The organism is Mycobacterium sp. DL592 (genome assembly GCF_011694515.1).
GTDB lineage: Bacteria > Actinomycetota > Actinomycetes > Mycobacteriales > Mycobacteriaceae > Mycobacterium.
The window spans coordinates 64,211-89,772 of record NZ_CP050192.1 but is presented as its reverse complement, the minus strand read 5'-3'; the positions used below and the strand labels follow the sequence as shown (position 1 = coordinate 89,772).

Sequence of the window (25,562 nt, the reverse complement as noted above, 5' to 3'; positions counted from 1 at the left end):
GCCGTTCGCGGTGAAACAATCCCAAGATGGCTGACGACGCGGCAACCATCGACCCTTTGATGCACGGCCTGCGATCCAAAGGCCTCAAGAAGGGCTCGGTCTCCCTGGTCGGCGCGGTGGCGATCGGCCTTGCCGCCACCGCACCGGCCTACTCGCTGACCGGCGCGCTGGGTCATGGCGCGGCGGAGTCGGGTTACCAGTTGCCCATCGTGTTCATCATCGCGGTCATCCCGATGTACTTCGTCGCCCTGGCCTACAAGCACCTCACTGACGCCGCCCCGGACGCGGGCACGGTGTTCACCTGGGGATCCAAGGCGATCGCGCCGCACATCGGCTGGATCGGCGGCTACGCGCTGGTGCTCTCCAGCATCCTCGCCGGCGTCGGTGCCGCGGGAATACTGGTCAATGCCACCGCGGTCGTGCTCGGCATCGACGATCCGCCGTCCTGGTTCAACGTGCTGGTGGCCGCGGTGTTCATTCTGACGACGACCTGGCTGGTGGCGCGCGGCGCCGAGGAGTCGTCTCGGACCACGCTGATCCTGACCATCGTGCAGTACGGCGGCCTGGCACTGTTCGCGGGCATCATGATCATTGCCGCGTTCCGTGGCCACCAGAGCCCGACCGCCGAGCCGTTCTCCGTCGAATGGTTCAATCCCTTCGCCATCGCGAGCCCCGGTGCGTTGCTCGGCGGGTTCTTGGTCGCCATCTTCATCTTCTGGGGCTTCGACGCTTCACTGGCGATGTCCGAGGAGACTACCGGCACTCCTGAGCAGGCCGGCCGCAGCGGCGTGACGGCCATCATCATCACCGTCGTCACCTACGTCGTATTCAGCGTCGCCGCACTGGCTTTCGCGGGCATCGACGAAACCAGTCCGACAAGCCTGACCAATCCCACCAACATCGACGACGTCTTCACCACGCTGGCCGGTGCGGCCATCGGCACCCGGGGCGCGGTGATCGCCGCGCTGATCGTCGGTATCTCGGCGTTCTCGGCCACGATGTCCACGGTGATGCCGACGGCACGTGGCCTGCTGTCGATGGCGACGTACAAGGCGCTGCCGAACCGGTTCGCCTCGGTCGACGAGGTGAGCCAGACGCCGAAGTTCGCCACCTGGGTGATCGGCCTGACCAGCCTGGCCATCTACGGCGGGCTCACGCTGGTCAGCGAATCCATCGTGGAGGACTCCGTCTACAGCGTCGGCATCGCCATCATGACCTACTACTCGGTGGTCGCGGTGTCGTCGGTGGTGTACTTCTGGCGCAGCGCATTTCGATCGGTGAAGACCGCACTGGAGCAGGTCATCCTGCCGGGTATCGGTGCCCTGATCCTCATCCCGGTGGGCATCACCGAGGCCTATCACATGATCGACCCGGCGTACGGTTCGGGCGGCTCGGTGGCCGGTATCGGCACTGTGTTCGTCGTCGGAGTGCTCAGCCTGGCATTCGGCGTCGTGCTTATGATCCTGTGGAACATCAAGGCACCGGCATTCTTCCGCGGCGACACACTGCCCACCGAACGGACTTGACACCAGCGTCAAATACCTTGTGTCCGGAGCGTTTTCGTTCCGTTACCGAATGCCTAGCGCGAGCCCATGAACGCCACAGGCGGTACCCATCGGTACTTCATAACGTTGCAGAGGCAAGCAGAAGTACACAAAGGGAGACGACGATGAACTTCAAGCGCATGCTCTACACCTCGGCGGTGGCGACCGGTATCGGCGCGGCCGGCCTATTCGGACTCGGTATCGGCACCGCGAGCGCGGACCCCGGCCAGCCATGTGGCGGGCCGAATCCGGCTGCCTGCCAACAGGGTCCGGGCGGACCAGGCGGACAGAACAACTGGAATAACGGCCCCGGCGGCCCCGGCGGCCCGGGTGGCCCCGGCGGCCCCGGTCCGGTCGACTGGCAGAACCGCGGTATGGACCAGGGCCGCCAGGACCATCAGCCGTTCAACTTCAACGGCCAGTGGGTACAGCCGATGCAGGCCGGCGACGGCCACGGCTGGGGCTTCTGGTTCCTCGGCCAGTGGATCGGCCTGTAATCACCCGCCCGGTGACTGACGGTCGCGCAGCAGCTGTTCGGGCTGCAGCGACCACACCGTGTTGGGCGCCCCCGGCGCGGCGTGCGCGCAGTAGGCAGGCGCGCCCGTCTCACTGACGGCCGCCGCCCCCATCACCCCGCAGTTGGCGCCGATCACCACGATCGGCAGGTCCATTCGGCTCGACACCGCCGGTGGCGGGGGCGGTGCCGCCACGGGCGACTGGGTGGTGGCCGTGTTGTGCACGCCGTGGTGGCCGAACAGCAGGCTGATCCCGGCGGCCGCACCGGCCACAACGATCACCGCGCCCAGGATCGCCGGGATCAACCGGCGCCGCCGGGAGCGAGCCGACTCCGGTTTAGCGTGCCGGGCGCGGGAACCCACGGGCTTCTTCGCCCGGCCCGCCGTCGCTGACTGGGCAGTCAGCGCCACCGCACCGGACTCGAATTCGGCCGCCCCCAGACAACGACGCAGATCATGGGCGAAGTCGACGCACCGCGCATACCGGGCGTCGGCATTCTTGGCCAGCGCCTTGGCGAACACCGGGCCCAGCCCGGCGAGTTCCGGGCGCTTGGCGCCGATCGCGGGGGGATCCGAACTCAGATGCTGGCTGATGACGATGGCCGGGTTGGTGTGCTGAAACGGCGGCATACCGGTCAGCAGGTGATAGGCGGTGGCGGCCAGGGCGTACTGGTCGGCGTGACCGTCGATCTCCTCACCTTTGAGTTGTTCGGGGGCGGCGTAGGCCACCGTCCCTACCGTCATGTTGGTTCCGGTGAGCCCACTGGCCTGCCCCATCCAGCGGGCGATGCCGAAGTCGGCCAGAGCGACCCGCCGGTCGCCGGAGTCGGGATGACCCAGAAGAATGTTGGCGGGCTTGATGTCTCGGTGCAGCAGCCCACGACTGTGCGCGTAGTCGAGGGCCTCGGCCACCGCGGTGACGATGCGCACCACCTCGTCGGGCGGCATGCCGTAGGGGTAGCGGTCGGCGAGCAGATGCGAGGCGTCGGTGCCGTCGATGAACTCCATCGCGATCCACAGCTTGTCCTCGAACTCGCCGCGGTCGTAGATCGTCACGATGTGCGGATGCGACAGGGTGGCGACCATATCGGCTTCCAGGCTGAACCGCTGCCGGTACTCCTCGTCACGGCTGACCGCCGACCCGAGCACCTTCAACGCGTCGTGTCGGGGCAGTCGCGGGTGCTGGACGAGGTAGACCTCACCCATTCCGCCGGCACCCAAGGTCCGAACGATGGTGTAACCAGCAACAACCTGGCCGTCCGCTAACGGCATTGGGGCATCCTAGTCAGGCCGGCCGGTCATAGACGACACGGCTGCCCAGCACGAGGTCCTGCACCGAGCGCCGTTGCTTGTCGACGGCGACCCAGGCCAGCCCGATGGGAAACAGCACACACGCCACCGCCCGGACCGCGGCGACGGCCAGCGGCAGGCGGTCGGTGCGCCGCCCCAGGACACGCACGCCCAACAGCACCGCACCCACGGTCCGGCCGGACAGCGCCCAGCAGACGGTCAGGTACAGCACCGACACGACGAACGTGGCGGCGGTGGAGAAGATCAGGTTCGGCGCCGGGAACCGGAACGCCGCCGGGTTCACGATCAGGGTGATGAGCACCTGCCCGAGATAGAGCAGACCCATGGTGACGACGACGACCAACATGTCGACGAGGGCGGCCGCACCACGCGAGACGATGCCAGCGTTGGTCACTGCCCGTCCCGAGGATCCTGGTTGCGGCCCAGTACCCGGTCGACGAATCCGGCGACGACGTCGTCGGCCCTGGCGGTCTGGGTGCGGACGTCGGTCATCACCTCGGCGGTCACGGTGCCGGTGGACTCCCGGATGATCGCGGGCAGGTCGACCCCGTCGATGATCTGGTCGGCCAGCCCGATCAGATCAATCCGGGCGATGATGGCGTCGATATCGACGTCGGCCACGATCGCGTCGATGTCGACGCGCTCACGGACCAGGGCGGTCAGGTCGATCTGGTCGAGAACCAACTCGGCGATCCTGGTGACGGCCGCGACGGTGGCCCGGGTCGCTTCGACACGCGTGGTACGAAGCCACCCGCCGATCAGCGGCAGTTGTTCCCAGGGCACCCCGGCATCGTAGCCACGCACCTGGTCGGTCGGATCAGTTCATGTTCCAGGGTTCGCCGTAGGTGGTGACGCTGTCGCCGGCCTTGGAGATCAGCCGGGCGAACGGGCGCAGCAGCACACCGCCGGCCGCACCGGTGACGGTGCCGTGGGCGTTGGCCACCGCGACCGCGCCGTTCGGACCTTCGACGTCGACCGAGAAGGTGGCGACTTCCTGGATGCCCGGGCCGTTGCCCAGGTCGGCACTGATCGACACACCGGGGAACAGGTTCGGGGTGATGATCGAGCCCAGCGGGTTGAAACCGGTGGGTGAGAGGTTCACATCGTCGAGCAGGATGTTGGGGGTGGTGTAGCTGAAGTTGATACCCACACCCAGTGACCACGGGAAGCCCACCTGGTAGCCCAGCTCCAAGGTGCCCGCGAACTCGTCGGCACCGGAGCCCACGACGCTGTAGACAGCCTTGCCGGAGTGGAACCACTCACGGGTCAGCCGGTTGCGGTCCAAGGGGAACACGCCGTCCAGGAAGGTGTCCCACTGCTGGATCGTCAACGTACGGCCACCGCCGTCGACCAGGCTCAGCTGATTGTCCAGACCCGCGTTCGAGGTCCCCGTACCCACGAACAATGCCGCGACAGCGGCGATCATCGCTACCAGCAGCCGACCGAAAATCCTCATGTTCTCCCTTTGTGACGAGCGGTTCCTGGCAGTTGACTGTGAAATTCGTACCCGGAGGGTGTCACATCAGGAATCGCTTCGCCACAACCGCCCGGGCGTCCCGGCGGGGCGGACGGCAAGGCAGGCAACCGCTCAAACTGAGCGCCAGCTGCACCTTTGTTGTGATCGCAACCGAAAATCACACTGCTGAAAAAACTTTGACGCCATCATCGACGGCCAAGAATCGCAGCGATCCGATCTAGCCCTGGGCGGGTTGCTTGAGCCTGGCCAGCGCGGCGACGGACAGCCGCGCCAAGTCCTCGATCTCCGCAGGCGTCAGGGCCGCGTCGACGATCTCGGCCATCCGGCGGTTCGTCAGGCCCTCGACCTCGGTATAGCGGTCTTTCTTCGCCGGATCGACATCGACGTAGGGCGGCTGCCAGCCCATGAATGCGGCGTATTCGGGTCCTTTGTTGAGCAGGTGCGCCTCGACCGGGCTGATCCCGGAGATCGTCAGCGCATTGAAGTGCACGGCGGCCCGCAGCTCGCGCAGCACGAACATCACCTGGAACGCCCGCGCCGCGGGGTCGTCGGCAAGCGGCATGGCGCGCCAGCCGGCGTAGAGCGGCAGTCCCGGCTCCGGCGCTGCCGCGATCACCTTCTCGCCCAGCTCGGCGATCCGGTCCAGGCCCTCGGCTCCGGCCAGGTGCTCCCGGCCATACTCGGCAGCCTGCTCCCAATACAGTTGAGCGCTCTCGGGCGCGTCGCGTACGGCCACACCGGCCTGCCAGCACGCGCGGACGACGTTCGGCTCGAACACGGCGAACACCGCGTTGACGGTGGTGTCGGTGGCGCGGCCGAGTACCCCGCCGCGACCGGCGAAGTAGGCGGCGAACGGGTCCGGATAGCCGGCCTCCAGGCTCTTCTGCACGGTCTCCGGGCTGAGCATGAAGATGCTGACGGCTTCGCCGATGGCCGCCCCTGCGGTGCGGACGGCGGCGGTGTCGGTGTCGGTGTGCGGCATAGGTGGAGTGTAGGGATGTCGTCGCCGGGGCCGGGTCGCTATGGCTTCAGCGGGGCCGTCAGATCGTAGACGGTGGCCGAACCGACAGCCTTGGCTGCAAAGTTCGCCGCGACCCACGCAGTGATGTCGGCGTGCTGGTTTCCGCGGCCGGGTCCCTGCTGGCTGCCGGGAGAGGTGACGTAGTAACCGATCTCATGATTGGCGACATAAGCCTGAAACTGGGTGAGCGAGGGAACGGGGTCGTTCCCACCGAATCCACCGATCGCCATCACCGAGGTGTTGGTGGCGAGTTCCAGGGCGGCCGCTGCCGATGACCCGTTGACGGCTGCCGACCATTTCGTGTCGGTGCCCGCCAAGAGGCCGTCGAGCTGCGCATTGGACTCCTGGCCGCCGCGATCCGGCCGGTCACCGCCGTCGTGGGCCGGTTGCGCGGGACCCACCTGGGCCATCCCTCCGGTGTGCGGCACTTCGATGGTCGCTAAAGCATAAGCGGCCGAACCCATTCCGCTGGCAATGATGCCGAGGGTCAGTGCCGCGGCGGCGAGCCGTCCACGGTTCGCACGCGGCGCCGCAAGTAGCATGACGGCGGCGGCGACCCCTGCAATCACGACGACCCAGCGCATAACCGACGCCCAGTGCAGATTGCCGTCCAGCAGTCGCCAACTCCAGAGCGCCGTCAGCAGCACGTTCGCCGCCAGGCTGATTCGACCGAACAGCCGGTCGCGGGTGCGCCACATCTCGCCCCCACCGATGGCGGCGAGCGCGGCCACCGCAGGCACCACTGACAGGCAGTAGTAGGGGTGCGCCATCCCCTTCATGTAGCTCAGGACGAGCCCGTCGACCAGCAGCCAGCCACCGAACAACAGGGCCCCTCCCCGGAGCAGGTCGGTACGTGGCGCATGCGCACGCACCACGAGGACGAAGATCAGACCGAGCAGCGCGGCCGGAAGTAGCCAGCTCATCTCGATGCCGAATTCACCACTGAAAAGCCTTGTCAGACCAGGATTCTGGTGTCCGGAGCCGGTAATTCCGGCGGCACCGGAGTGCTGGTCGAAGCCGGCAGGAGGTCCGGCGTGAGCATCGGTGGCACCGGCGTTACCGCGGCCCAGGACCCGGGCCAGGCCGTTGTACCCGATTACCAGGTTCATGAAGTTGTTGTCCGTCGAGCCGGCCAAATACGGACGCGACGAGGCGGGCCACAGCAGCGTCACTGCGACGAACCAACCAGCAGACAGCAGGCAAGCGCCGACTGCGGCTGCCAGATGTGCCAGCCGGCGCCGAACCGACGTCGGTGCGACCAGCAGATAGGCCAGTCCGATCGCCGGCGCAACCATCAGGCCTTCCAGCATCTTGGCCAGGAAGGCAAACCCGAGGGCGGAACCGGCCAACATCATCCACTTGAGGCTGCCGCGTTCGAGGGCCCGCACCCCGCAGTAGGCGGCTGCCAGCATCAGCAGGACCATCACCGCGTCCGGGTTGTTGTAGCGAAACATCAACGCCACCACGGGTGTCAACGCGAACGCCGCACCCGCCAAGAAACCTGCACCGGTCCCCGCGATACGGCGCACTGCGCCATATAGCAGGGCAACCGCAGCCACCGCCATCAGCGCTTCGGGTACCAGCATGCTGGCGCTACTGAATCCGAAGATCTGCCCGGACAGGCCCATCACCCATTGGGACACCGGTGGCTTGTCGACCGTGATGAAGTTGCCGGGATCGACCGACCCGAACAACAGTGCTTCCCAGTTCTTGGAACCAGCCTGCGCGGCACCGGCATAGAACGCATTGCCCATGCCGTTGATGGTGATGTTAAAGAGATAGGTGACGGCAGTGGCGATCAGCAAGCCAGCCAGGCCGATGCGCCGCCACGCGGTGCGCGAGAGCCTGAACCGGTGTGGTTTCGGCATATCGGCAACACTGTGTGGGCCTTCAAGAACTGCGGTCATACCGTCTATTTCGACAGCCGAAGAATGGTCGAGGCTTGGTTTTTCTTGTGCGTGGCCTATGAGCCGAAGGACACCTCAGCGTCAGGTCCATGCAGCCGCTCGGCGAGCCAGGGCAGTGAATCGGCGAACGCGCGCTGCGCGAACTGCCAGGTGTGATAGCCGACGTAAATCCTTAGGGTGCAGTCGATGTGCACCGCCACCGCCGCCGCACACAGGTCCGGGAGGGCACCCTTTTCCCGGAACTGATCCTCGTCACCATGACCGCCGTATCCCACCGGAGCCAGCCGGTCGTCGTGCCGATCCGGGAGATCCTTGGTCTTGTCGTCGGGCGGTTCCTGCGAGTCGTTGAACAGGCCCGCGACGCCGGCATACGGTCCATGTCTGGTCATCACCGTGCGGGTGTCGAAGGCATCCCACATCGCGGGGTTGCCGCCGTAGAGGCGTTCGATGGTCTGTTCCTTGGTGCCGGAATTCGGCCCACGATCGCCACCGATGTCGACGAATGTGGCGAAGAGGTCCGGATGCATGACGGCCAGGTTCATCGCACAGGTCCCGCCGGCCGACCAACCCACCGCAGCCCAGTCTGCCGGCTCAGCCGAAGCACCGAATCGGGAGATGACGTAGGGGCGAACCTCCTCGGTGAGGTGGTCGGCGGCATTGCCGCGCGGCCCGTTCACACATTCGGTGTCATTGTTGAAGCTGCCGCTGGAATCGACGAAGACCACCACCGGGGCCCACCCACGATGTGCGCGGGCAAACGCGTCGAGGGTGGCCACAGCGTTGCCGGTCCGGATCCAGTTCGACGGGTTGCCGAATTCGCCGCCGATCATCATCATCGCCGGCAACCGGGTCGGCGCCGAGCCGGAGAACCACACCGGCGGCAGGTAGACGTACTCGCTGCGGTGCTTGAATCCGCTTCTGACTTCAGGAGTATCGACGACGAGCAGCTTGCCCGTCGACGGAAAGGTGTTGCGCAATCCGGCCAGATCGCTGTCCCTGATCTGGTCAGGCAGCGGGCCCGAGGTCAGATCGCCCCACGCACGCTGCACCGTGGAGTAGTAGCCGACCCATTGGTTGAGCACCACCAGTGTGCTCAGCAGCGTCAACGGAATCGCGAGCAGCGATAGCGTTCGGCGCCACGGTGCGGCGCTGCGCCATCCGAGCACCGCCACCGCGAGCGTTGCCGCCCCGAGACCCGTCCACACCCACAATCGAAGCGGTGCCGGGTTCGACGCCAAGCCTTCGGACTCCATCCAGGCTCGAGCAGTGCAGGCGGCGCCCGCGCCCACCGCCGCGACGATCGGGAGCCACACCAGCCGCCACCGCCGGGACCGCCAACCGACGGCCACGATCACAGCGACGAATGTCCCGATCTGGACGGTGATCGGCAGCCAGCCGCCCAGCAACGACACACCGTGCCCGAGCTTGTTGAAGTCCGGATCGGGCAGCCGGGGCATGACAACGGGCTGCGGGACCGGTGTCGGGGTGGGGCCGTTCGGCGGCACTGCACCAGGATGCGGCACCGTCCTGTACAGATCATGTCAACCAGCTGAACTCACTCGCGACACCGCGAATTCGTAGCGGCCACATAGCAACCGCTCACCTCGGCGCCGTTGACTGACGTCATGACATCGATCCCGACACCTGTCGACGAATCCCCCGTCGTGCTCGTCCCTGATGCCGGGACCGAGCGCGGATACATCGTTGCCCGCACCCTGCTCCGCGCCGGCTACCGCGTGGTCGCCACAGACAGAAATCCTGTGAAGTTGGTGCGAATAGGCCACGGCTACAGCAGCAATCGATTCCTGCTGGTTGCCGCCGACCCCACCGACGAACGGCAAGCCGAACGTATCGTCAGCCTGGCGCACACCCGTTTCGGTGAGTCACACCCTAGTGTTGCGCCATGCGCCGAACCCCGTCGATTCTCTGCTGCCTAGCCATCCTGGGCTCCGCCGTCGCAGGGTGCGGAGGCTCACCCACCGCGGGCCGCATGGCGCCGACCATCTCGACACCACCGATGGGGTGGAATTCGTGGAACTCGGGGATCGCGCTGTCCGAACAGAACGTCGAGGAGACTATCGATGCCATGGTGTCCTCGGGGATGCGAGACGCCGGCTACCGCTACGTCAATCTGGATGCAGGCTGGGCCGCCGCCGACCGGGACGCCGACGGCGACCTTCAGGCTGATCCCACGCGGTTTCCCCACGGCATCGCCGCGCTGGCCGGATATGCCCACGATCACGGGATGCTGCTGGGCCTCTACGCCAGCCCCAGTTACCAACTGTGCGGGATCGGTGAACACAATGCCAGCGCCGGACACGAGTCGGCCGACGCGCGTACCTTCGCCCGGTGGGGTGTCGACTTCCTGAAGTACGACTGGTGCAGTACCGATCAGAGCCGGGCCGATCAGATCAATCGGTTCACCGCGATGCGCGACGCCCTCCGTGCGACCGGACGGTCCATCGTCTACAGCATCAACCCCAACACCTCCGGTGACCCCGGCGCCGGGGCGGCATTCGACTGGTCCTCCGTCGCCGACATGACGCGCAACACCATAGATTTGGTTCCGCTGTGGCGCACTGAATTCGCCTCCGAAGAACCGGTTCTCGGGGTGCGCGAACAAGTGCAGGTGGCCGGCCCGCTGGCAGCGCGCAGCCGACCCGGCTACGTCAACGATCCCGACATGCTCGTCGCTGGAATATCATGGCCCGAGTTCGTGGCCAGCCACAGCGGCATGTCGCAGACGCTGGCCGACGAACACGGGCCCAGCATGACCGAAGACGAGCAGCGGACCCATGTGTCACTGTGGGCGATGATGGCCGCACCCCTATTGGCAGGCAACGATATTCGCTCGATGACGGCACAAACCCGCGACATCCTCACCAATCACGACATCATCGCGGTCGACCAGGATCCGTTGGTCCGCCAAGCCCGCCCGCTGGCCCAAGATCCCCGCATCATGGTCAAGCCTCTCACCGGGGGCGCGGTCGCCGTGGCGATCGTCAACCCAGACCCGCAGTCGGCTTCGATCGCCACGACTACAGCGGCCGTGGGCCTGCCAGCTGTGGCCTGCTACCGGGTACGGGACCTGTGGACGCACACCGAACACTCCACGACCGGCGACTTGGCGGCCGAGCAGCTGGCTCCCCATGCAACGGATGTACTGCGGGTCGATCCACGCTGCAGCTAACCCACCGGGGCGACATCCACCGGGATGCCGTTGAGCGCGCCGTTGCCCGACGGTTCATCGAGAAATGTTGGGGGAGAAAGGATGTTGGTGTTCACCCCGGGTGAGCCGTTGGCCACCGACAGCCGGGTTCCCGGCTGACCGTGACCCCAGCCGTGCGGCATCGAGACCACGCCGGGCTTGATGGCATCGGTGACCTCCACGGCGACCTCGATGCGCCCCGCCGAGGAGGCAACGCTGACGGTCGTGCCGTCGGCCACCCCGCGGCGGGCGGCGTCGGCCGGGTGCATCAGCAGCGTGCACCGGTCGCGGCCCTTCATCAGCGCCGGAACATTGTGCAGCCACGTGTTATTCGAGCGCAGGTGCCGACGGCTGACCAAAACCAGGTCCTCAGGTGCACGCTCCAACCGGCCCGCCAGCCGGGGCAGGTCGTCGAGCAGATACAGCGGGGCCAGCCGGATCTTCTTGTCCGTGGTGTTCAGGATCTCGGGCACCTGCGGCACCATCGGCCCGAAGTTGATGCCATTCGGGTTGTCCTTCAACAGGTCCAGGCTCAGGCCGCCCGGATTCTCGCCGTAGCGGTCGCCGAACGGGCCGGTGCGCAGCGTCAGGTCCAGGATGCGTTCGGGTCCGCCGTGCTCGTAGTGGCTGCGGATCTGCGCGCCGTCGAGCCCCTGGGTGAAGCAGAGGTAGTCGAAGAAGCCGTCGTCGATGGCGGCGACGTCGACGTCCTCAGCGGGTGTTCCGGCGCACAGACCGGTCAGGCGGACCAGGATCTCCCACTCCTGCGGCCGATCCGGGTCCTCAGGTGCGAACACCGGCGCCGAGTAGTTGGCGATGCTGCCGATCGCGAACGCCAGGATCAGGTCGTCATGATGCGGCTGCTCCAGCGGGGACAGCCCCGGCAGGATCACGTCGGCGTGCCGGGTGGTCTCGTTGAGCCACAGGTCGACGGCGATCATCGCGTCGAGTTGCGGCAGCACCGCGTCGAGGCGGTGCCCACCGGGTGTGGACAGCACCGGGTTTCCCGCGACGGTGATCAGTGCCTTGATCTGGCCCTCGCCGGGGGTCTCGATCTCCTCGGCCAGACATGACACCGGCACCTGGCCGAGCACTTCCTTGGCGCCGCGCACCCGGGTCTTCCAGCGGCCGAACTCGGGCAGTCCGCCTTCCAGGCCGGGCTGCGGCTGGGAGGTGACGGTCCAGACCGCCGGGCGCGGGAACATCGCGCCGCCCGCCGTGTCGAAGTGTCCGGTGAGAATGTTGACAACGTCGACCAGCCAGCTGGCCAGGCTGCCGAACTCCTGATTGCACAAGCCGATTCGGCCGTAGACGACGGCTCTTTCCGTCTCCGCCAGTTGGCGGGCCAGGTGGCGCGTCCGTTCGGCGTCGATGCCGGTGACGCCTGCCACGCGCTCGGGGGTCCAATCCGCCGCCGCCGCGCGCAAGACGTCGACGCCGTCGATGTGGTCGCCGAGCCGGCCGAGGTTCACCAGGTTCTCGTCGAACAAGGTGTGCACGACTGCGAGCAGCAGGGCGGCGTCGGTGCCCGGGGTGATGGGCAGCCATTCGTCGGCCTTGGCCGCGGTGGGCGTGCGCACCGGGTCGATGACGATCACCGTGTCGATACCGGCGATGATGCCCATGACGTCGGGGGCGGCCAGCAGCGAACCCTGCGATGCCGCCGGGTTGGCACCCATGATCACCAGCAGGTCGGTGCGCTCGATATCGGGCACCGGGAAGCCCCACCAGTTGCCGTACATCAGATGCGAGGACAGGTTCTTGGGCCACTGGTCGACCGTGCCCGGCGAGTAGCTGACCGGGATGCCGGACATGCCCAGCAGCACCCCGGTGTAGCGGCCCAGCGAGAACGAGTGCGCCAGCGGATTGCCGGTGTAGCAGGTGACCGCACCGATACCGTGCTCGGCGATGACCGGCGCCAGCAGTTCGGTGCAACGCCGGAACGCCTCGTCCCAGCTGACCTCGCGCCACTGGCCGTCAACCTTGATCATCGGTGCCCGGATGCGGTCCGGGTCGTGATGAATGGCGCCCAGCGAGGTGCCCTTGGGGCACAGGTGCCCGCGGCTCCACACGTCGTCGGGGTTGCCGCGGACGCCGGCCACGCGGCCGCGCTCGACCTGAATCTCCAAGCCGCACATGGCTTCACACAGCGGGCACGTGTAGAGGTGGCGGCCGTCCCGGCCGGTGGGGGCAAGCGGCTCGGAGGTCACCTCGTCACGGTAGTTCGGCCGTGCCGGCCGGACTGTTGTTTCGTCAAAAATGACAGCGCGGGCTAAATTACTTCGAATTACACAGGTGTGAGTAACTTCTGTGGATGGTTGGAAACTAGCTGGTCCGGCTGATTTCCAGCAGCTCGTCCACCGACCACTGGTCGTCGGCGTGGCTGCCATAATGCACGGCGACCAGAGTGCCGTCGGTGTCGATCAGGAAGTCCGCGGGCAGCCCCAGATGCGTGGTCCCGTCATTCTCCCCCACCCCGGCCCAGTCCGGTTCGCCGCGATGAGCCATCCACTGCCGGCCGCCGCGGACGGCCGCGGCCAGCGCCCGCGGGTCGGCCAGTGACCGCACGCCCTTTCCATGCCGAACCTGTGGTAGTACACCCGGTCCGGGTCGGCGATGACGGCGAACGGCAGGTCGGCCTGATACCCGCGCAGATGCTCGGCAGCGGAGTGGAAGAACGTCACCTCGGTGATGCCGGCGGCCGCGATCTCGGCGTGCCGGCCGGGACCCGGCACGGCGACGACCGATCCGTCCAGCGCGGTGAGCGTGAACGGTGCGAGCACCGAACCGGCGGCCAGCCTGGGCATCGGCTTAGATCGGGATCAAACCGTGCTTGCGCAGCACGCGGTTGATCTGCTTGTCGCGCAACAACTTCAGCGACTTACGCAGCAGCAGCCGGGTCTGGTGCGGCTCGATCACCGCGTCGACATAACCGCGTTCGGCCGCGATGTAGGGGGTGGCCATATTGAGGTTGTATCCCTCGATGAAGTCGGCCTTGATCTTCTGCACCTCGGGCGCAGTGGGATCGGGGAATCGCTTCACCAACAGCTGCGCGGCGCCCTCGGCACCGATCACCGCGATGCGCGCGGTCGGCCACACGAAGTTCATGTCCGCGGTCAGCTGCTTGCTGCCCATCACCGCGTACGCGCCGCCATAGGACTTGCGGATGGTGATGGTCACCTTCGGCACATCGGCCTCCACCACCGAGTACAGGAATCGGCCACCGCGCTTGATGATGCCGTTCTTCTCCTGCTGCACCCCGGGCATGAACCCCGGGGTGTCGACGACAAACACGAGCGGGATGTTGAAAGAGTCGTTGAACCGCACGAAGCGGGCCGCCTTGTCGGACTCCTCGTTGTCGATCGCGCCCGCGTTGTGCATCGGCTGGTTGGCGATCACCGCTACCGGGCGGCCGTCGACCCGCGCGTAGCCGGTGATGATCGCCTGGCCGGCCTGGGCGCCGACGTCGAGGAAATCGCCGTCGTCGAAGATCCGCAGCAGGATCTCATGCATGTCGTAGGCGGTGTTGTCGGCATCCGGGACGAGGCTGTCGAGCTCGAGGTCGTGCGGGGTGATCTCCGGCTCCAGACCAGGGTTGACGATCGGTGCATCGTCAAAGGTGTTGGACGGCAGGAAGTCCAGGTAGTCGCGGACGAACTGGAACGCGGCCTTCTCCGAGTCCACGACCTGGTGGATGTTGCCGTAGCGGGCCTGGTAGTCGGCGCCACCGAGTTCGTCGAGGCTGACTTCCTCGCCGGTGACGTCCTTGATGACATCGGGTCCGGTGACGAACATGTAGCCCTGATCACGCACCGCGACAACCAGATCGGTCTGGATCGGCGAGTACACCGCACCACCCGCGCACTTGCCGAGGATGATCGAGATCTGCGGCACGATGCCGGACAGCAATTCGTGTCTGCGACCCAACTCGGCGTACCAGGCCAGCGAAGTCGCCGCGTCCTGGATGCGGGCGCCGCCGGAGTCGTTGATCCCGATGATCGGGCAGCCCACCATGGCGACCCACTCCATCAGGCGGGCGACCTTGCGGCCGAACATCTCGCCGACGGTGCCCTGGAACACCGTCTGGTCGTGGCTGAATACCCCGACGGGGCGGCCGTTGATGGTGCCGTGCCCCGTCACCACGCCGTCGCCGAAGAGCGCGTCGGGATCGCCGGGCGTTTTGGCAAGCGCGCCGATCTCCAGGAAGCTGCCCGGGTCGACCAGATCGAGGATGCGCGCGCGGGCACTGGGGATGCCCTTCTTCTCGCGCTTTGCCACGGCCTTCGCACCGCCGGGTTCCTTGGCCAGCTCCAGCTTCGCGCGGAGTTCGGCTAGCTTCTCGGCAGTTGTGCTGGCGGTCACTGGTTCTCCTCAGCATCAATGCGGCTGATCGCCGCGCTCATGTGGGCACCGACCTTCGCAATGTACGGCTCGTCGATCGCCTGGATGTGCTCGCCCCCGATGGGCACGACTTCGAGCTCGGACACGAACTCACCCCACCCGCCGTCGGGCTGGCGAATCGCATAGCGCGGCTCGAACATGATCGCGTCATCGTGGTAGCGCTCGGCCATGTACAGCGTGACGTGACCGTCGTACTGCTCGATGTTGGCGGTGTCCAGTGCCCGGTTGTCCAGATACGACGTCCGCTGATGCTCGATGATGCCGCCCGGGATGTCGACCCCGGCGTCCTTGACGGCGTCGAGCACGAAACGCACCTGACCCTCGTCGTCGAGCTGCTCGAGCTGCTCGTAGGGGATCTCCGGAATCTCCACGTTGAACGTCCGTTGCGCGAACAGCGCGTAGCGGTCCCAGCGGGCCCGGATCTCCTCCTTGGTCTGCGGCACCTCCTCGCCGGCGCGCACCGTGTCGATGAGTCCCACGAAGCGGACGTCGCAACCGTTGCGCTTCAGGCCGACCGCGCAGGCGTAGGCCAATGCGCCACCCAGCGACCAGCCGGCCAGGATGTACGGGCCCTTGCCGTTGATCTCCATCAGCTTGGGCACGTACTCGGCGGCCCGCTCCTCGATGGAGCCCTCGACGCGCTCGAGTCCGTAGACCGGGGTTTCCGGCGGCAGACGCTTGAGCAGCGGCTCGTAGACCACCGTCGACCCGCCCGCCGGATGGAACACGAACACCGGGACGTGCGTGCTGCTCTCTTTGGGGGCGCGCAGAGTGCGTACGAAACCTTCGAGCTCACCGGCCTCGAGGTACTGCCGCACCGTGGTGGCCAATTCCTCGATGGTCCTGGCGGCCCGGACGTCCTCGACGGTGATGGTTCCCTCGGCACGCTCGGAGAGCCGTTCGGCGAGCTTCGCGGCCGTGTCATCGTCGACGGCGGGCAACTCGTTGAAGATGCCGCCCGGCGACTTGCCGGTGACGATCGCCCACGTCGCGAACGTGACCCGCTCGGCGGCCTCACGCGGCGGGACGTCGGCACCCAGCGCCTCTGTGACCGCCTCCTGGGTGAGTACCTTGGCAGCCACTGCGGCGGCCGTGGACTTAGCGGGGCCCGACGGATCGGTGGGCGGCGGCGGGACGTTCGGCCCGGCCGGGTTTGTCGGCGGCGGCGGAACCGCTGCCGGCTCCGACTCGGTGGCCAGCGGGTGACCGGCCTCGGCCAGCTTGGCCTCGAGCTCGGCGACCGTGGAGGCCCCGCCCATCAGCTCAGCCTGTGCCGCGGCGATCTCCTCGGCCGTCTTACCCTTCTGCGCCTCGGCCAGTGCCTCGACCTCGTCGCGGTGCTCGATCGCGTACTCGATGAGCTTCTCGACGGCGTAGAGGTTGGCGTCGCGTACCGCGGTCAACTGGATCGGTGGCATGTCGAAGTCGTACTCGACGCGGTTCTTGATCCGCACCGCCATCAGCGAGTCCAAACCCAGCTCGATCAGCGGCACCTCCCACGGCAGGTCCTCGGGCTCGTACCCCATGGCGCTGCCGACGATCGTCGACAGCCGGTCGTGCACGGTCTCACCGGAATCCGGGGACCACTTGCCCAGTGACGCAGCGACTCCGGCGCCGGCAGCGAGATTGTCGGACAGGATGTCCGGAGCGTCGTCCTCGGGTTCCGCTGCGACGGGGGTCGCGACCGGTTCGCTCACCGCAACGCCGGTGGCCACCGCCGCGGGCAGTGCCGAGGCAGTACCTGCACGGGTAACGATGGCGTCGTAGACCAGGGTGAAGGACTCGTCAATCCGGGCGTGCACCTGCACCGAGGCGCCACCGGGATGCCGGGTCAGCGTGGTCACCAGCCGGGCACCGTCACCGGGTACCGCGCGCTGCTCCGAGGCGGCCAGCGTCGCATCCGGAAGTACCTGTACCGCAGCGGCTTTCACCAGCGCGGCCAGATCGGTCTGGCCCTGCGCGGCGAACTCCCAGACATGCTTGCCGTCGGGGGTGGCCACGTGGGTGCCCGGGATCATCGTCGACCCGTCGGCGGAGAACTGCGCGTTGAGCCAGTGCTCCTTGCGCTTGAACCGGGTCGGCGGGATGGCGGCGAAGTCGCCGGGTCCGAAGAGCGTCCGGATGTCGAGGTCGTGACCGTACACATAGAGCTGTGCCATCGCCGCGATCATCGACTCGACTTCGTCCTGCTTGCGGGCCAGGGTCGCGATGAGCTGCGCGTCGTGCAGCCCGGCCGACGCGGTCGTCAAGCCAACCTGCATGAGCGCCACCGGATTCGGCGCCAGCTCTAGGAACGTGGTGTGCCCATTGTCGACGGCGTTGCGGATGCCCTGGGTGAAGTAGACGCTGTGGCGCAGACCCTTCTTCCAGTACTCGACGTCGTGGATCGGCTCACCGCCGGCCCGGATCAGGCTGCCCTCGTGCACCGTCGAGTAGTACGGGATCCGCAGCGGGTGCGGTTCGATCCCGGTGATCTCGGCGGACAGCTCACCGAGCAGCGGGTCCATCTGCTGAGTGTGGCTGGCGCCCTTGGTCTGCAGCTTGCGCGCAAACTTGCCCTCGGCTTCGGCGCGGGCGACGATCGCGTCGATCTGCTCCGGGGGACCGCCGATGACGGTCTGGGTCGGTGCGGCGTAGACGCACACCTCCAGGTCGGGGTAGTCGGAGAACACCGTCTTGACCTCGTCGGCGGAGTACTCCACCAGAGCCATCAGCCGGATGTACTCGCCGAACAGCATCGCCTCGCCCTCACCCATGAGGTGCGCGCGCGAACAGATGGTGCGGGTGGCGTCCGCCAGCGACAGGCCACCGGCGAAATACGCTGCGGCAGCCTCACCGAGCGACTGCCCGATCACCGCGCCGGGGGTGGCGCCGTGGTGGCGCAGCAGTTCACCGAGCGCGATCTGCAGGGCGAAGATGACGGTCTGCACGACCTCGATCGGGTACTCGCAGGTCTCGTTGGTGTAGTCGATCGCGTCGTCGAGGATCAACTCGACGATCGAGTAACCGCGCTCGTCCTGGATCAACGCGTCGACCTTGTTGATCCACTCCGCGAACACGTCGTCGCGCAGGTAGAGCTCCTTGCCCATCTTGCGGTGCTGCGCACCGAATCCCGCCAGCACCCACACCGGGCCGTTGGTGACCGGGCCGTCGGCGCTGTACACCAGCGGGCTCTGCTTGCCGTCGGCGATCGCGCGCAGACCCTTGACGGCCTCGTCGTGGTCGTGGGCCATGACGACCGCCCGGGAGCGGCCGTGGTTGCGCCGCGACAGCGCACGCCCGATGGACTCCAGCGACGACTCCCGGCCCTCCGGGCTGTCGATCCAGTCCGCCAACTCGGCGGCGGCAGCACGCTTGCGGGAGGTCAAGAAACCTGAAATGGCAATGGGAACAACGGGAACCGGCTTGTCCTCGCGGGCTTCCCACTCCGCGCGGGCGGCTTCGATGAGCTCGAGCGCCTCCTCGGTGAGGCCGGGCAGCTCGAGTTCGTGGTCCTCGGCGTCGTACCGCGGCTCACCGAAGTCCTCGGCTTCTTCATCGTCAATGAACTCGCCGTACTCGTCCATCCGCACCCCGCCGACATAGACAGCGGCGGCGTCGGAGGTGTCCGGCTTGTCGGCCGGAGCCGCCTGCGGCTCGGGTTCGATCAGATCGGTGGGCAGCACCTCGCGCAGCACCAGGTGCGCGTTGGCACCGCCGAAGCCGAAGCCCGAGACACCGGCAATGGCATGGCCGCTGTAGCGGGGCCAGTCGGTCGCGGTGTCGGCCACCTTGAGATGTATGCCGTCGAAGTCGATGTAGGGGTTGGGCCCCGCGTAGTTGATCGATGCCGGAATCTTGTTGCGGCTCAACGCTAGTGCCACCTTGGCCAGGCTGGCCGCACCGGCGGCCGACTCCAGGTGTCCGACGTTGGACTTGACCGCGCCCAGCAGCGCGGGCTGCTCGGCGGTCCGGCCGCGACCGACGATACGGCCCAGCGCGTCGGCCTCGATCGGGTCACCGAGAATCGTTCCGGTGCCGTGCGCCTCGATGTAGTCGACGGTGCGCGGGTTGATACCGGCGTCCTTGTAGGCCTTGCGCAGCACCTCGGCCTGCGCATCCGGGTTCGGTGCCAGCAGGCCGTTGGAGCGCCCGTCGTGGTTGATCGCACCGCCGGCGATCACCGCCAGGATCTCGTCGCCGTCGCGGCGGGCGTCGGCGAGGCGCTTGAGCACCAGGATGCCGCCACCCTCGGACCGGGCGTAGCCGTCGGCGTCGGACGAGAACGACTTGATCCGGCCGTCAGCGGCGAGCACGCCACCGACCTCGTCGAAGCCCAGCGTCACCGCCGGGGTCACCAGTGCGTTGACCCCGCCCGCGACGACGACGTCGGCCTCACCGGTCCGCAGCGCCTGCATGCCCTGGTGAACAGCCACCAGCGAGCTGGAGCAGGCGGTGTCGACGGCGACCGACGGGCCGCGGAAGTCGTAGAAGTAGGACACCCGGTTGGCGATGATGGAGCTCGCCGTGCCGGTGATGGCGTAGGGATGCGCGGTACGCGGATCCATCATCGCCAGGTAGCTGTAGTCGTTGGTGGAACTGCCGATGAAGACGCCGACACTCTCGCCGCGCAGGCTGGAGGCCGGGATGCGGGCGTTTTCCAGTGCTTCCCAAGTGAGTTCGAGCACCATCCGCTGCTGCGGATCCATGTTGTCGGCTTCCATCTTCGACAGCGCGAAGAACTCGGCGTCGAAACCTTTGAGGTCGTGGATGTAGCCGCCGCGGGTGCGGGCCTTGGCGATCCGCTCGGCCAGCCGGGGCTCGGTCATGAACTCAGCCCAGCGGCCGTCCGGCAGATCGGTGATGGCGTCGCGACCCTCGAGCAGCGCCTGCCACATCTCGTCGGGAGTGTTCATATCGCCCGGGAAGCGGGTGGCCAGGCCGACAATCGCGATGTTGGCGATGCCTTCGTCGACGCTGCGGGCCCAGTCCTGCCCGTCGTCGCTGTACTCGACCTCCGGCTCACCCTCGATGATAACGGTGGCCAGCGCCTCGATCGTCGGGTGGCGGAAGGCCACCGTGGCGGTCAGCGTGACACCGGTGAGGTCCTCGATATCGGAGGCCATCGCCACCGCGTCACGGGAGGACAGGCCGAGCTCGACCATCGGGGTGGACTCGTCGATCTTGTCGGGCGACTGTGCGGTGGCGTTGGCCACCCAGTTGCGCAGCCACTCGCGCATCTCCGCCACGGTCATGTCGGTGCGGGCCGGGGTCAGTTCGGCCGACTCGGGGGTACTGGTCGTGAAATCTTCTGGGGGCGTGTTTGATTCAGACATGAGGCCTCACCTCGTGCGAGGGAGCGTCCGACCACGGTCTCGTGCCGCACGCCCCTTCGTCCACTTAGGAACTTCTTTCAGTCGTCATTCGGTCTCGTCCGGGAAGGCGTTGGCCACCTTCCCGCTACGCAGGCTGCCGTCCAGGTAGGCCGACCGGCAGGCGCGCCGGCCGATCTTGCCGCTCGAGGTCCGCGGGATCGCACCGGCCGGCGTCAACAGCACGTCACGCACGGTGACACCGTGACGCACGGCGACCGCCGCGCGGATGTCGTCGACGACCGGCCCCAGCTCCAGCTTGTGCGACCCGGGTGCCCGTTCGGCGACGATCACCAACTGCTCGGAGGTGTCGTCGGGATCGCGCTTGAGACCCGCGTGGGCGTTCTCGAACACCTCGTCGGGAAGCCGGTTGGCCGGTACCGAGAACGCCGCGACGAACCCGGTGCGCACTGCCTTGGTGGCCTCCTGCGCGGAGTACTCCAGGTCCTGCGGGTAGTGGTTACGGCCGTCGATGATCACCAGGTCCTTGGTGCGGCCGGTGATGTAGAGCTCGCCGTCGTGATACGCACCTAGGTCGCCGGTGCGCACCCACGTGGCGTCGTCAGCCGCGCCTTCGGCGTGCGACGGGTTGGTCCGCGACTTCAGGATGTTCTGGAAGGTGGCGTGAGTCTCTTCGGGCTTGTTCCAGTACCCGGTGCCCATGTTCTGGCCGCTGATCCAGATCTCGCCGATCTGGCCGTCGGCGAGCTCGGTGGCCGAGTCGTTGTCGACGATCACCGCCCACTCGTCGACGCCGATCTTGCCGGCGCCGGCCTGTGCGACGGCCTTGGGAGAGTCGTCCGGCACCGCGACGAAGCGGCCCGCGTTCAGTTCGTCGCGGTCCACCGAGATTATCGTCGGCTCCTCGGACGACGGGGTGGTCGAAACGAACAGCGTGGCCTCGGCCAGACCGTAGGACGGTTTGATGGCCTTGGGCTGGAAGCCGAACGGGCCGAAGGCCTCGTTGAAGCGGCGCACGGTGGCCGCTGAGATCGGCTCGCTGCCGTTGAGGATCGCCTTGACGTTGGACAGGTCCAGCGGCTCCTCGTCGTCCTTGGGGACACCACGCGCCGCGGCGTGGTCGAACGCGAAGTTCGGCGCCACCGAGATGGTGCCGCCGGTGTCACCGGGTTTGCGGGCCAGCTCACGAATCCAGCGGCCGGGGCGGCGGACGAACGCGGCCGGGGTCATGAAGGTGAAGTAGTGGCCGATCATCGGCGACAACAGAGCGGTGATCAGGCCCATGTCGTGGAAGAACGGCAGCCACGAGACACCGCGGTCGCCCTCCTCACCCTCGAGGGCCTCGATGACCTGAACGATGTTGGTTCCCAGGTTCAGATGGGTGATCTGCACGCCGGTCGGGATCCGGGTCGAGCCGGACGTGTACTGCAGATAAGCGACGGTGTTCTCGTCAATGTCGTCGTAGTGCTCCCACGTCGCGCCGACCTCGTCGGGCACGGCGTCGACCGCGATGACGCGGGGCCGGTCCTTGGCCGGGCGGCTGCGGAAGAACTTGCGCACACCTTCGGCGGCATCGGTGGTGGTCAGGATCGCCGAGGGTGAGCAGTCATCGAGCACCGCGTGCAGACGGCCGACATGGCCCGGTTCGGAGGGGTCGAACAGCGGCACCGCGATTCGGCCCGAGTACATCGTGCCGAACATGGCGATGAGGTACTCGAGGTTCTGCGGGCACAGGATGGCCACCCGGTCGCCGGGCTGGGTCACCTGCTGCAACCGGGCCGCCACAGCACGGTTGCGGACGCTGAAGTCCGCCCAGCGCAGTTCACGCACGACACCGTCGCGCTCGGTGGAGAAGTCGAGAAAGCGGTAGGCGAGCTTGTCCCCGCGCACCTTGGCCCAGCGTTCAACGTGCTTGACCACGCTGGCGCCCTCAGGGAAGGTGATGCGGCCGTTCTTGATGAACGGGTTATGGAACGGCATACCACTCTCCTGTCACAACACTTCTGTGTCGGGTCCTTCGGCGGCCGCGCGTAGGTCGCGCCACCGGTCACCCTGCGTCGCGGGCCCCAAACCTCACAGATGGTACAGAGAACACCTAAGTCCCGGCTGAACCGTGATCGTGGATGCCCCCGCCAGTTCGGACGTGTCATCACGTCCTCGCCGACGGCTGACGCCGTAGCTCTTATTTTCTTCTTAATGTTAGGCGCAGTAGCGGCGGCGGCCAAATCGGATCAGGTGTCGTTACCGCATCATCCGTGTTTCGGTGCGGGTGCGTTCTGGATCACGTCACGCGCCCAATTCAGTGTCCACGCCGTCGCCGGTTGACCGTCGAGGTTCCAAAACTGCGGCGTGTTGTACATCGCATGCACCGGCTGGCCGGCGCCCCCGGCGAGCACATCGAGGGTCTCGGGCAGGTTGGTGATGTTGAACGCCTGCTCGGGTGCGGCGCAGATCAGGTCACCCGGCGCGCAGATCTGGTTGGTCCGGTTGTTCAGCGCGCCGAACCCGCCCGGGCGTTCGCCGCTCATGGTCAGGCCCATCGCCGAGAGCACCGGCACCTCGTGCAGCGTGATCTCCGCGCCCTGCCCCGGCGGGTTGGGCCCGATGTCCTGACCGACGCCGAGCTGGCGGCGCCCGTCGGCGATCAACGTCACACCCAGCACCAGGTCCTCGTCGACCGGACCGCGGCCATTACCGATGTCGCTGGCCAGATCGCCGCCGATCACCGCGCCCTGGGAGAAGCCGACAATCACATACGACGTCAGCGGGCACCGCTCGTTCATCTCCGTCATGGCCTTGACCGCGGCGCGGGTCCCCTCGGTGCGGCTGTCGTTGTAGGACATCTGCTTGTCAGCCGACAACGGATTGTGGAACTGCGCGGTATAGGGAACGGTGTACAGCTCGACGCGGTCGCGCCCGAACTGCTGGGCGAGCGGCCCGGTGACATTGCGCAGCAACGCAATGGGGAACTGCGTCGGGTTCAGCGGATCGTCGGTCGGCGAGGACTCCCACGTGCCGGGGATGGCGACTAGCTGCACGTCCGGGCAGCTGGCGTCCTGGAACTCCGGACGCGGCTTCTTGCCGGGCTGGGCCGTGGTCGGCGGGACCGCCGTCGGAGGCACCGCGCTCGGCGGTGACTCCGGCTTGCGCACCACGATCACGATGATCGCAACGATCAGTGCCACCGCCACCGCCATCGCGCCCGCCGCGATCAGGGCGAGGATGCGGTGCCTGCGACGCCGGGCATTAGTCCGGGTTTTTCGAGCCATGGAAAGGGGAGCTGTCTTCCTGCTAGCAGAGGCGTTGGGTCGCGATGCGGATGTAATCCGCGGTGACCGCGTTCACCTGGATGTCGGAAGCCGTCTGCGCTGACGACGAAGGGGCATCGGCGACGTCGCTGCGCACCATCGGCGCGATGTAGTCCCACACCGCCTGGTCACTTTGGCCGGCCGCGTGGGCCTGGCACACCGAGGAGCCGATGGACAACGCCTGCAACTCGCTCGAGGGTTTGACGCCAGCGGCGGACAGCGCGTCGAGGAAGGACCGCTGCACCGGGGTGACGTCCAGCTTCGCCGACTGCATCTCGTTGTCCGGCGACAACGACGCGCCCTGCCCGTGCACCGGTCCCAGCACCTGCTCCGCCGGGGCGGCGGTGGTGACCAGATCCTCCCCGGAGCTGCAGCCGATCAACAGCCAGGCCGCCGGAACCAGAAGACCGGCTGTCACCAGGACGTGCCGCGACGAACCGGTGGGCGCCGTCGCATCACCGGCAGCGTTGCCGGTAACCCGGGCGTCCGTGGGCTGCACGCCTCCACGGTACCGGGTCAACACATGCACTCAGGATCGCCGAGTGGTTGCGGATGGCTAACGGTTCGTGCGCTATTTGATGGCTGCCGCAACGTCGTTCGCCATCGCGGCCAGCTGAGCCGACCAGCTGCCCCAGTCGTGCTGACCGTCGACAGGGAAGTCGAAGTGGCCGTTGCGGCCGCCCAGTGCGCGGTAGTGCGCGTAGAACGTGCGGTTGCCGCCCTGGGCCTGGTCGCAGTAGCCCAGCATCGCCGGAACGTCGGAGCACGTCGTGGTCTGCGGGCTGAACACCCACAGCCGGGTGTTGTTGTCGACCAGCAGCTGGGCGTGCACGTCGGGGTCGTGCCACTTCCACCGGCCGAGCTGAGCGGCACCCCACATGGCCTGGGTGTTGACACCGCCGAACTCGTTCATCCCCGCGGTCAGCGCGCCGTTGACGAAGGTGTTCGACGGATTGGGGAAGCCCGACAGCGAGCCGGCGTAGCGGTAGCGGTCCGGATGGAAGGTGGCCTCCATCAGGGCGCCGGTGCCGCCTTGCGAGGCGCCGACGATGGCGTGGCCGCTGGGAGCGAGGCCCTTGTTGGCCGCCAGCCAGTTGGGCAGTTCGTCGGACAGGAAGGTCTCCCACTGCCGGGTGCCGTCCTGCTCCCAGTTGGTGTAGAGGGTGAACGCGCCGCTGGCCGGCGCGACCACCGAGACGCCCTTACCGGCAAGGGTGTTCATCGCGTTGCCTGCGGTCACCCAGTTGCTGACGGGATCACCGGCGTTGAACGCGTCGAGCAGGACCACGGCGTGTGGACCGCCGGCCTGGAAGGCAACCGGGATGTCGCGGCCCATCGCCGGGGACGGAACCATCAGGTACTCGACGCCGGCGGCATGGCCCGTCGGGGCGGTCGCGCCCCAGACACCAAGAGCCAGGGCTGTCGCGCACACTCCGCCGAACAGCCTCGACAACACCTTCATGGTCACCTCACGTCGACTCGTCGCGATAAATAAGACCCCGGCCACCCGCTCGTAGTGAATCACATGCCGAGGTGGCGGGGGCATCGATCCCTGAAC

The 25,562-nt window shown here is 67.2% G+C and carries 18 protein-coding genes and 1 pseudogene; 4 read left to right on the top strand and 15 right to left on the bottom strand.

The annotated features are described in order from the left end of the window. The first annotated feature begins 26 nt into the window (after positions 1 to 26). Complete coding sequence (locus HBE64_RS00390; RefSeq protein ID WP_167096724.1) at positions 27 to 1,526, top strand: APC family permease; 1,500 nt, start codon at positions 27 to 29, stop codon at positions 1,524 to 1,526. A 143-nt stretch (positions 1,527 to 1,669) separates the two neighbouring features. Then, positions 1,670 to 2,041 carry a hypothetical protein gene (locus tag HBE64_RS00385; protein ID WP_167096722.1) on the top strand — a complete coding sequence of 124 codons (372 nt, stop codon included), beginning with the start codon at positions 1,670 to 1,672 and terminating at the stop codon, positions 2,039 to 2,041. Here the strand turns inward: HBE64_RS00385 and HBE64_RS00380 are convergent, their stop codons facing one another. The 7 genes from HBE64_RS00380 to HBE64_RS00350 form a co-directional block, all read right to left on the bottom strand. Further along, the gene (locus HBE64_RS00380) at positions 2,042 to 3,331 is read right to left on the bottom strand and encodes a serine/threonine-protein kinase (protein WP_167096720.1); all 1,290 of its coding nucleotides are present in this window, start codon (positions 3,329 to 3,331) and stop codon (positions 2,042 to 2,044) included. A gap of 13 nt (positions 3,332 to 3,344) precedes the next feature. Beyond that, a complete protein-coding gene (locus tag HBE64_RS00375; RefSeq protein WP_167096718.1) occupies positions 3,345 to 3,764 on the bottom strand; it encodes an RDD family protein in 420 nt (139 codons plus the stop codon). After that, positions 3,761 to 4,153: a hypothetical protein gene (locus HBE64_RS00370; protein WP_167096716.1), complete on the bottom strand. Its 393-nt coding sequence runs from the start codon at positions 4,151 to 4,153 to the stop codon at positions 3,761 to 3,763. The genes HBE64_RS00375 and HBE64_RS00370 overlap by 4 nt, the downstream gene beginning before the upstream one ends. Positions 4,154 to 4,187: 34 nt before the next feature. Further along, positions 4,188 to 4,826 carry an MspA family porin gene (locus HBE64_RS00365; RefSeq protein ID WP_167096714.1) on the bottom strand — a complete coding sequence of 213 codons (639 nt, stop codon included), beginning with the start codon at positions 4,824 to 4,826 and terminating at the stop codon, positions 4,188 to 4,190. A 238-nt stretch (positions 4,827 to 5,064) separates the two neighbouring features. Next, positions 5,065 to 5,829, bottom strand: coding sequence for an evbL (locus HBE64_RS00360; protein WP_167096712.1), 765 nt, complete (start codon positions 5,827 to 5,829; stop codon positions 5,065 to 5,067). A 38-nt stretch (positions 5,830 to 5,867) separates the two neighbouring features. Next, on the bottom strand, positions 5,868 to 7,736 hold the full coding sequence (locus tag HBE64_RS00355) for a glycosyltransferase family 39 protein (RefSeq protein WP_243841451.1): 1,869 nt from the start codon (positions 7,734 to 7,736) through the stop codon (positions 5,868 to 5,870). A 95-nt stretch (positions 7,737 to 7,831) separates the two neighbouring features. Further along, entirely contained in the window at positions 7,832 to 9,280 is a 1,449-nt protein-coding gene (locus HBE64_RS00350) for an alpha/beta hydrolase family protein (RefSeq protein ID WP_208300540.1), read from the bottom strand. A gap of 120 nt (positions 9,281 to 9,400) precedes the next feature. Here HBE64_RS00350 and HBE64_RS00345 point away from each other — a divergent pair, with 120 nt between their 5' ends. Together HBE64_RS00345 and HBE64_RS00340 are read left to right on the top strand one after the other, a co-directional pair. Further along, on the top strand, positions 9,401 to 9,712 hold the full coding sequence (locus HBE64_RS00345; RefSeq protein ID WP_167096708.1) for a hypothetical protein: 312 nt from the start codon (positions 9,401 to 9,403) through the stop codon (positions 9,710 to 9,712). 53 nt (positions 9,713 to 9,765) lie between these two features. Continuing rightward, entirely contained in the window at positions 9,766 to 10,965 is a 1,200-nt protein-coding gene (locus HBE64_RS00340; RefSeq protein ID WP_243841450.1) for a glycoside hydrolase family 27 protein, read from the top strand. On the opposite strand, the gene HBE64_RS00335 is transcribed toward HBE64_RS00340, so the two are convergent. The 8 genes and pseudogenes from HBE64_RS00335 to HBE64_RS00300 form a co-directional block, all read right to left on the bottom strand. Next, entirely contained in the window at positions 10,962 to 13,121 is a 2,160-nt protein-coding gene (locus HBE64_RS00335; RefSeq protein WP_243841590.1) for a molybdopterin oxidoreductase family protein, read from the bottom strand. The two genes, HBE64_RS00340 and HBE64_RS00335, sit on opposite strands and share 4 nt — an antisense overlap. 187 nt (positions 13,122 to 13,308) lie before the next feature. Next, a pseudogene (locus HBE64_RS00330) lies at positions 13,309 to 13,703 on the bottom strand (AhpC/TSA family protein); the annotation flags it as partial. 91 nt (positions 13,704 to 13,794) lie between these two features. After that, positions 13,795 to 15,345, bottom strand: a complete 1,551-nt coding sequence (locus tag HBE64_RS00325; protein WP_167096702.1) for an acyl-CoA carboxylase subunit beta — start codon at positions 15,343 to 15,345, stop codon at positions 13,795 to 13,797. Then, positions 15,342 to 20,699: a polyketide synthase Pks13 gene (pks13, locus tag HBE64_RS00320; RefSeq protein WP_167096700.1), complete on the bottom strand. Its 5,358-nt coding sequence runs from the start codon at positions 20,697 to 20,699 to the stop codon at positions 15,342 to 15,344. The genes HBE64_RS00325 and pks13 overlap by 4 nt, the downstream gene beginning before the upstream one ends. Before the next feature lie 84 nt (positions 20,700 to 20,783). Further along, entirely contained in the window at positions 20,784 to 22,676 is a 1,893-nt protein-coding gene (gene fadD32, locus HBE64_RS00315; protein ID WP_167096698.1) for a long-chain-fatty-acid--AMP ligase FadD32, read from the bottom strand. 269 nt (positions 22,677 to 22,945) lie between these two features. After that, positions 22,946 to 23,965, bottom strand: a complete 1,020-nt coding sequence (locus tag HBE64_RS00310) for a cutinase family protein (protein ID WP_167096696.1) — start codon at positions 23,963 to 23,965, stop codon at positions 22,946 to 22,948. Positions 23,966 to 23,987: 22 nt separating this feature from the next. Next, positions 23,988 to 24,503, bottom strand: a complete 516-nt coding sequence (locus HBE64_RS00305) for a DUF732 domain-containing protein (RefSeq protein ID WP_243841448.1) — start codon at positions 24,501 to 24,503, stop codon at positions 23,988 to 23,990. A gap of 72 nt (positions 24,504 to 24,575) precedes the next feature. After that, positions 24,576 to 25,466, bottom strand: coding sequence for an alpha/beta hydrolase-fold protein (locus HBE64_RS00300; protein ID WP_167108395.1), 891 nt, complete (start codon positions 25,464 to 25,466; stop codon positions 24,576 to 24,578). Positions 25,467 to 25,562 lie beyond the last annotated feature (96 nt).